This is a genomic window from Paraburkholderia sp. RL18-085-BIA-A (assembly GCF_046027075.1).
Classification (GTDB): domain Bacteria; phylum Pseudomonadota; class Gammaproteobacteria; order Burkholderiales; family Burkholderiaceae; genus Paraburkholderia.
In genome coordinates this window covers 1-2,985 of sequence record NZ_JARESU010000331.1, presented here as the reverse complement: position 1 = coordinate 2,985, position 2,985 = coordinate 1, and the positions used below count along the sequence as shown (strand labels likewise).

Here is a 2,985-nt window from a genome sequence, read left to right as displayed (position 1 = left end):
TAGCCAAGGCTCGCCAGCACTTCGTCCGTGTGTTCGCCAAGCAGCGGCGACGCCGTGACTTCCGGTTTCATATCCGAGAATTTGATCGGGCTGCCCACCGTCAGATACGAACCACGCTTCTTGTGCGGCACTTCGACGATCGTGCCGCTCGCGCGCAATGACGGATCGTTGGCCAGTTCCTTCATTGTCAGCACCGGTGCGCATGGAATATCGAACTTGCGCAGAATGTCGACCGCTTCGAATTTGGTCTTGTCGGCGAGCCAGGCTTCGATGGTTCCGAAGATCTCGAAGATGTGTGGTTGACGTGCTTCAGCGGTCTTGTAAGCCGGGTCATCGATCCACTCGGGTTTGCCAAGTGCCTTGCAGATCGGCTCCCATGCATGGCCCTGGATCGTGAAGTAGATGTAGGCGTTCGGATCCGTCTCCCAGCCCTTGCACTTGAGCACCCAGCCCGGCTGACCGCCGCCGCCGGCGTTGCCGCCGCGCGGCACGACATCGCTGAATTCACCGTGCGGATATTGCGGATATTCCTCGAGATATCCCACTCGCTCAAGCCGTTGCTGGTCGCGCAGCTTCACGCGACACAGGTTCAGAACGCTGTCCTGCATCGACACTGCGACCTTCTGGCCTTTGCCGGTTTTGTCGCGTCCCAGCAGTGCGGTGAGAATGCCGATTGCCAGATGCATGCCCGTGTTGCTGTCGCCGAGCGCGGCGGCGCTAATGGTGGGCGGACCGTCCCAGAAGCCGGTGGTGGACGCAGCGCCGCCTGCGCATTGGGCGACGTTTTCGTAGACCTTCAGATCATCGTAGTGATGGCCGTCGCTGAAGCCCTTCACCGAGGCGACGATCATCTTCGGATTGAGTTCGTTCAGGCGCTCCCACGAAAAGCCCATCCGGTCCAACGCGCCTGGGCCAAAATTTTCGACCAGCACGTCGGATTCGCGGATCAGCTTCTCCAGCACTTCCTTGCCTTCAGGTTTTTTCGTGTCCAACGTCAGCGACTTCTTGTTGCTGTTGAGCATCGTGAAGTAGAGTGCGTCGGCATCCGGGATGTCGCGCAGCTGGTTACGCGTCACATCGCCCGAACCCGGCCTTTCAACCTTGATCACATCGGCGCCGAACCATGCGAGCAACTGTGTGCACGCGGGACCGGCTTGAACGTGGGTGAAGTCGATGATCTTGATGCCTTCGAGAGGTTTGGTCACTTTGATAGCTCCTGGGTTCGTCGGATTACTTTTTCATTGCCGCGCTTTGCGGATTCAGATTGGTCAGGCGGCCGCTCTCGGTGCCCGCCGCTTCGTCGATCACGGCATTGATCAAGGTCGGTTTGCCCGACGCAATTGCTTCGAGCAGCGCCTTGGTCAGTTCTTCCGGCGTGCTCACGTGATACCCGACGCCGCCGAACGCCTCGATCATCCTGTCGTAGCGCGCGCCCTTCACGAACACAGTGGGCGCGACGTCCTTGCCGCCGGTCGGGTTCACGTCGGTGCCGCGATACACGCCGTTGTTGTTGAACACGATCGTGCATACCGGCAGGTCGTAACGGCAGATGGTTTCGAGTTCCATGCCGCTGAAACCGAACGCGCTATCGCCTTCGATCGCGACGACCGGCTTGCCGCTCGTCACCGCCGCGCCAATCGCGAAGCCCATGCCGATACCCATGATTCCCCACGTGCCCGAATCGAAGCGTTTGCGCGGCTCGTACATGTCGATGATGCTGCGCGCGTAGTCGAGCGTGTTCGCACCTTCATTGACGACGTTGATGTCGGGACGCGTCTTGAGCACGTCGCGGATCGCGCGCAGCGCGCTGTGGAAATTCATCGGCGACGGGTTCTTGTCGAGCGTCGCAGCCATCTTTGCGAGGTTCTTGCTCTTGCGCTCGGCGATCGCGCCGGTCCACTCGGCGGCCGGCTTCGTGTAACTCGCGTCGAGGCCCGCACGCAGTGCCGCCACACACGAACCGATATCGCCGATCACCGGCGCGGCAATCGCGACGTTGCTGTCGATTTCGGTCGGCGAGATATCGACCTGGATAAACTTCTTCGGCTCCGCGCCCCACGTTTTGCCTTTGCCGTGCGAGAGCAGCCAGTTCAGACGCGCGCCGATCAGCACGACCACGTCGGCTTCCTGAAGCACGAACGAGCGTGCCGCCGACGCCGATTGATCATGGGTATCCGGCAACAAACCCTTGGCCATCGACATGGGCAGATACGGAATGCCGCTTTGTTCGACGAAGCCACGGATCTCCGCGTCAGCCTGGGCATACGCCGCGCCCTTGCCGAGCAGGATCAGCGGACGTTTGGCGCTCTTCAGCACCTCGATCGCACGCTTGACCGATTCCGGCGCCGGCAACTGACGCGGCGCGGCGTCGACCACTCGCACCAGCGACTGCTGCGCCTTCACGGCATCCATCGTTTGCGCGAGCAGTTTGGCCGGCAAATCCAGATACACGCCGCCCGGCCGGCCCGACACCGCCGCACGAATCGCTCGCGCCACGCCGATACCGATGTCTTCCGCATGCAGCACGCGATACGCGGCCTTCGCGTAGGGCCTGGCCGCATTCAGCTGGTCCATTTCCTCGTAATCGCCCTGCTGCAGATCGACGATTTCGCGTTCGCTCGAACCGCTGATCAGAATCATCGGGAAACAGTTGGTGGTCGCATTGGCAAGCGCGGTCAGGCCGTTCAGAAAGCCCGGCGCCGACACCGTCAGGCAGATGCCCGGCTTCTGCGTCATGAAGCCCGCGATAGCTGCTGCATTGCCCGCGTGCTGTTCATGGCGAAAGCCGATGAAACGCATTCCTTCGGCTTGTGCCAGTCGCGCCAGGTCAGTAATGGGGATGCCGACCAGTCCGAAAATCGTATTGATGTCGTTCAGTTTCAACGCGTCGATGACGAGATGGAATCCGTCGGTCGTTTCGGTCGCCTGTTGTTCCAACGTGTGGTCTGTTGTGGGCTGGTCGGCTTCTGCCATGACGTCTCTCCT

General features: G+C 61.0%; 2 protein-coding genes. Both read right to left on the bottom strand.

What is annotated here, in order from left to right:
* A partial coding sequence (gene frc, locus P0D89_RS51930) for a formyl-CoA transferase (RefSeq protein ID WP_408370816.1) occupies nucleotides 1–1,205 on the bottom strand: 1,205 nt, incomplete at its 3' end.
* A gap of 25 nt (nucleotides 1,206–1,230) precedes the next feature.
* Nucleotides 1,231–2,973: an oxalyl-CoA decarboxylase gene (oxc, locus tag P0D89_RS51925; RefSeq protein ID WP_408370817.1), complete on the bottom strand. Its 1,743-nt coding sequence runs from the start codon at nucleotides 2,971–2,973 to the stop codon at nucleotides 1,231–1,233.
* Nucleotides 2,974–2,985 lie beyond the last annotated feature (12 nt).